The sequence below is a fragment of the Streptomyces sp. S3(2020) genome, from assembly GCF_013044505.1.
In the GTDB taxonomy this organism is placed as follows: Bacteria; Actinomycetota; Actinomycetes; order Streptomycetales; family Streptomycetaceae; genus Streptomyces.
Genome location: NZ_JABERD010000395.1, coordinates 1 through 4,398, shown reverse-complemented (window position 1 = coordinate 4,398; position 4,398 = coordinate 1). Strand labels below are relative to the sequence as shown.

Annotated in this window: 4 protein-coding genes and 1 pseudogene; 1 reads left to right on the top strand and 4 read right to left on the bottom strand. The window is 68.3% G+C overall.

The genetic code is table 11. The features are described 5' to 3' along the window. Positions 1 to 487 precede the first annotated feature (487 nt). Genes HLK59_RS48455 through HLK59_RS48440 form a run of 4 tightly spaced genes read right to left on the bottom strand, consistent with a single transcriptional unit; the run spans position 488 to position 3,652 of the window. Entirely contained in the window at positions 488 to 1,282 is a 795-nt protein-coding gene (locus HLK59_RS48455; RefSeq protein WP_171148070.1) for an ABC transporter permease, read from the bottom strand. Next, a complete protein-coding gene (locus tag HLK59_RS48450) occupies positions 1,279 to 2,511 on the bottom strand; it encodes a betaine/proline/choline family ABC transporter ATP-binding protein (RefSeq protein WP_171148069.1) in 1,233 nt (410 codons plus the stop codon). Before HLK59_RS48450 ends, HLK59_RS48455 begins: the two co-directional genes overlap by 4 nt. Beyond that, the gene (locus tag HLK59_RS48445; RefSeq protein WP_171148068.1) at positions 2,504 to 3,151 is read right to left on the bottom strand and encodes an ABC transporter permease; all 648 of its coding nucleotides are present in this window, start codon (positions 3,149 to 3,151) and stop codon (positions 2,504 to 2,506) included. The genes HLK59_RS48450 and HLK59_RS48445 overlap by 8 nt, the downstream gene beginning before the upstream one ends. A 21-nt stretch (positions 3,152 to 3,172) precedes the next feature. Then, positions 3,173 to 3,652 (bottom strand): Lrp/AsnC family transcriptional regulator, encoded by a 480-nt coding sequence (locus HLK59_RS48440; protein ID WP_171148067.1) that lies wholly within the window; start codon positions 3,650 to 3,652, stop codon positions 3,173 to 3,175. Between the two features lie 126 nt (positions 3,653 to 3,778). Here HLK59_RS48440 and HLK59_RS48435 point away from each other — a divergent pair. Further along, positions 3,779 to 4,258: pseudogene (locus HLK59_RS48435) on the top strand (VOC family protein); the annotation flags it as partial. Positions 4,259 to 4,398: the final 140 nt, after the last annotated feature.

Here is a 4,398-nt window from a genome sequence, read left to right as displayed (position 1 = left end):
CCCCCCCCCCACCACCGCCCCTCGCCGCCCGCCCGCGCCCACATCGGCCCCGAGAGCCCTGCACGCTTCACGTGCCCACCCCCGCCCCGCCTGCTCCGAGGCCCGGTTCTGTCTGCGATACGCGGGCACTCGCCCCTGGTCCACCCGTGCACCCGCAGTCCGGGGCGGGATCCAGAGCGCTTGTCGGCGCTGGGAGTTCTGCGCGCTTCACGTGCCTACCTCCGACCCCTGTGGTCCGAGGCCTGGTTCTGTTTGTGATGTGAGGGGAGTCGTGCCCGGTTCGCCCGTGTGCCCGCAGGCCGAGGCGGGAGTCGGCGGGCATGTCGGCGTCGGGAGCCCTGCGCGTGTCATGTTGCTACCTCCAACCAGCCTGGTTCGAGGCTTGGTTCTGCCCGGGGTGTGCCAGCAGCCGCGCCCGATCCGCCCGCGCGTCCGCAGCCCGGGGCGGGAGCCAGTGCGTCCGTCGGCACCGTGAGTCCTGCGCGCGTCACGTGCCCACCTCCAACCCCCGTGGTCTGAGGAGCAGTTCGGCAAGGGAAGCCAGCCAGTCGACCAGGAGGGCGAGGGTGACGGTGAGGATCGAGCCCAGGATCAGGACCGGCATGCGTTGGTTGGTGATGCCGGTGGTGATCAGGACGCCGAGACCGCCGCCGCCGCCGAAGGTCGCCAGCGTCGCCGTTCCGACGTTCAGCACCAGTGCCGTGCGTACTCCCGCCAGGATCAGGGGGACCGCCAGCGGCAGTTCGACGCGGGCGAGTACCCCCAGCGGGGACATGCCGATGCCCCGGGCCGCCTCCAGCAGGGTCGGGTCGTTGGCCTTCAGGCCCGCGACGGTGTTCGACAGCACGGGCAGCACGGCGTAGATGATGATGCCGATCAGCGCCGCCTTCATGCCCGTGCCCAGCCAGATCACCAGCAGGGCCAGCAGACCGATCGCCGGTGTCGCCTGCCCCATGTTGGCGAACGCCATCGCCACCGGGGTCGCCGGGCGGAACATCCTGCGGGTCAGCAGGATGCCCAGCGGGATCGCGATGATCAGCACGAAGAACGTCGAGATCACCGTCAGCTGCACATGCTGCCAGAGCGCCTTCGAGACCTGCCCGTTCGACAGGGCGTTCTCGGAGATCGGGTCCAGGTGCGCCTGCTGGAACCACAGCCAGGTCGCCAGCAGCACCGCCACCAGCACGGCGGGCAGAAAGGTCAGCTTCTGCCAGGTGACCCGCCGTCGTGTCGCCACCCGGGGCGCCGGCGCCTCCCTCTCCTCCAACTCGGGGATGCTCACGCCTTCTTCTCCCCTCCGTCGCCCTCCTGCTCGGCGTGCGTCCGGTGGGCGCGCGTCTCCTCCAGCTCGTGCTGGTGCTCCATGGCGTCCAGCCGGTCGGCCTCCAGCAGCTCGTGCACGGAGTTCATGAGCGTCTCCATGTCCACGACTCCGGTGTACTCACCGCGTCGCCCGGTGACCGCGACCCGCCCCGCGTTGTCGGTGAGCACGGCTTCGAGGGCGTCCCGCAGGGTCGCGTCCCGGGTCACCGTGTCGTGCACCAGCGTCCCGGCCCGGGCCAGCGAACCCTTCGCCCGCATCAGGTCCCCGCGCCTGAGCCACTTGTAGGGCCGCCCCCGCTTGTCGAGCAGCAGGATCTCGTTCGTACCGCTGTCCCGGAGCCGGTCGAAGATCTGCTGGAGCGGGTCGTCGACGGTGACCGTCGGATAGTCGGTGATCTCCACGTCCCGTACCCGGGTGAGGTTGAGCCGCTTCAGGGCCGCCCCCGCCCCGACGAACCCGGACACGAAGTCGTCCGCCGGGTTGGTGAGGATCGCCTCCGGGGTGTCGAACTGCGCGATGTGCGAGCGTTCGCGCAGCACGGCGATCCGGTCACCGAGCTTGATCGCCTCGTCGAAGTCGTGCGTGACGAAGACGATCGTCTTGTGCAGCTCGTGCTGGAGCCTGATCAGCTCGTCCTGGAGATGGTCACGGGTGATCGGGTCGACCGCGCCGAACGGCTCGTCCATCAGCAGCACGGGCGGGTCCGCCGCCAACGCCCGTGCCACACCCACCCGTTGCTGCTGACCGCCGGAGAGCTGACGGGGGTAGCGGCCGTGGAACTCGCCGGGGTCGAGCCCCACCAGGTCGAGGAGCTCCTCGACGCGGTCCTTGATCCGGCTCTTCCCCCAGCCGACCATCCTCGGCACCAGCGCGATGTTCTGCGCGACCGTCATGTGCGGGAACAGACCGGCCGACTGGATCGCGTAGCCCACCTTGCGGCGCAGCTTCACCGGGTCGATGTCGGTGACGTCCTCGCCGCCGATGCGGATCCGGCCGCCGGTCGGCTCGATCAGCCGGTTGATCATCTTGAGCGTGGTCGACTTACCGCAGCCGGAGGGGCCGACGAAGATGACGATCTCGCCCGCCTTGATCTCCATGTTGACGTTGTCGACGGAGGGCTGTGGATTGCCGGGATACCGCTTGGTCAGGTTCTCCAGCTCGATGGAGGCACCGGAGGCTTCAGGCACGGATCCCCCTGGGAATGGTCAGCCGTCCGATCAGGACGTACGCGGCGTCGAACAGCAGGGCCAGCACGATGATCCCGAGCGTGCCCGCGAGTACCTGGTTGAGGGCGTTCTTGCTGCCCAGCGAGGCGATGCCGCGGAAGATCTCGTTGCCGAGGCCGGGCCCGGAGGCGTAGGCGGCGATGGCGGCGATGCCCATCAGCATCTGTGTGGAGACCCGGATGCCGGTCAGGATCGGCGGCCAGGCCAGCGGCAGCTCGACCCGCACGAGCCGCATCAGCCGGGACATCCCGATGCCCGTCGCCGCGTCCACCAGCGACGGGTCGACACCGCGCAGACCGACGATCGCGTTGCGCACGATCGGCAGCAGGCCGTACAGGGTCAGCGCGATCACCGTGGGCGGCACCCCCAGGCCGACGATCGGGATGAGCAGACCGATCATGGCGAGCGAGGGGATGGTCAGGATGGTCGAGGTGGCCGTCGTGGCGAGGTTGCCCGCCCATTCGCTGCGATAGGTGACCACACCGATCAGGACCCCGATCACCGTCGCCACGACCATGCACTGGAAGACGGCGCTCGCGTGTTGGTAGGCGTCCGAGAGCAGCTGCTGATGGCGGTTGCCCAGATACTCCCAGAAGTTCACATCGAGTCACCCCAGGTCAGGTCAGGTCCTCTCCTGGTCCTCGGCCGCCTGCTCCACCAGCGGGATGATCCGCAGTGGAACGGGGTTCTCCATCACGATCGCCGTGGCGGCCCGGACAATGCCATCAAAACCGACAACCAGGTCGATCACCCGCTGGAGATCGGCGTTCGACCGAGCCACCAGCCGGCACAGCATGTCCCCGCTGCCCGTCGTGGTGTGCAGCTCCAGGACCTCCGGCACGGTCGCCAAGTGGGCCCGTACGTCCGCCCCTTGCCCCTGCCGGATCTCCAGCGTGGCGAACGCGGTCACCGGATAGCCGAGCGCGGCCGGATCCACCTGCGGCCCGAATCCCCGGATGACGCCATTCGACTGAAGCCGGTCAAGGCGCGCCTGCACGGTCCCGCGCGCCACCCCCAGCCGCCGGGACATCTCCAGCACCCCGATCCGCGGCTCCCGCGCCAGCAGCACGATGATCCGCCCGTCCAGCCCGTCGATCCCCACGAGAGCCGCCTTTCCCTGTGGTCATCCTGTACAGAGAGCCCGCGAAGACGGGCCCAGCACTGGTCATATTGCACACCCGAAACGCAAACTATTGCGCACCTTGCGCCGACGGAGAAGGCTGCCGTCATGACGCAGACCACGCACCACACTCCCGACACCGCCCGGCAGGCAGACCCCTTCCCGGTCAAGGGAATGGACGCGGTCGTCTTCGCCGTGGGCAACGCCAAGCAGGCCGCGCACTACTACTCCACCGCCTTCGGCATGAAGCTGGTCGCCTACTCCGGACCGGAGAACGGCAGCCGCGAGACCGCGAGCTACGTCCTGGAGAACGGCTCCGCCCGGTTCGTCCTCACCTCGGTGATCAAGCCCGCCACCCCCTGGGGCCACTTCCTCGCCCAGCACGTGGCCGAGCACGGCGACGGCGTGATCGACCTCGCCATCGAGGTCCCGGACGCCCGCGCCGCCTACGCCTACGCGCTGGAGCACGGCGCCCGCTCGGTCGCCGAGCCCTACGAGCTGAAGGACGAGCACGGCACCGTCGTACTCGCCGCCATCGCCACCTACGGCGAGACCCGCCACACACTCGTCGACCGCTCCGGCTACGACTCTTATAAACAACTGATGCTACAGACGACGAGGATGGTGTAGATCTCGGGGGTCGCCGCTTCAGTCAAAAAAAAAAAAACAAGCATGACAAGATAGCGGAACCTATATGAAAAGTACCGACACAATACCTTCAATATAAA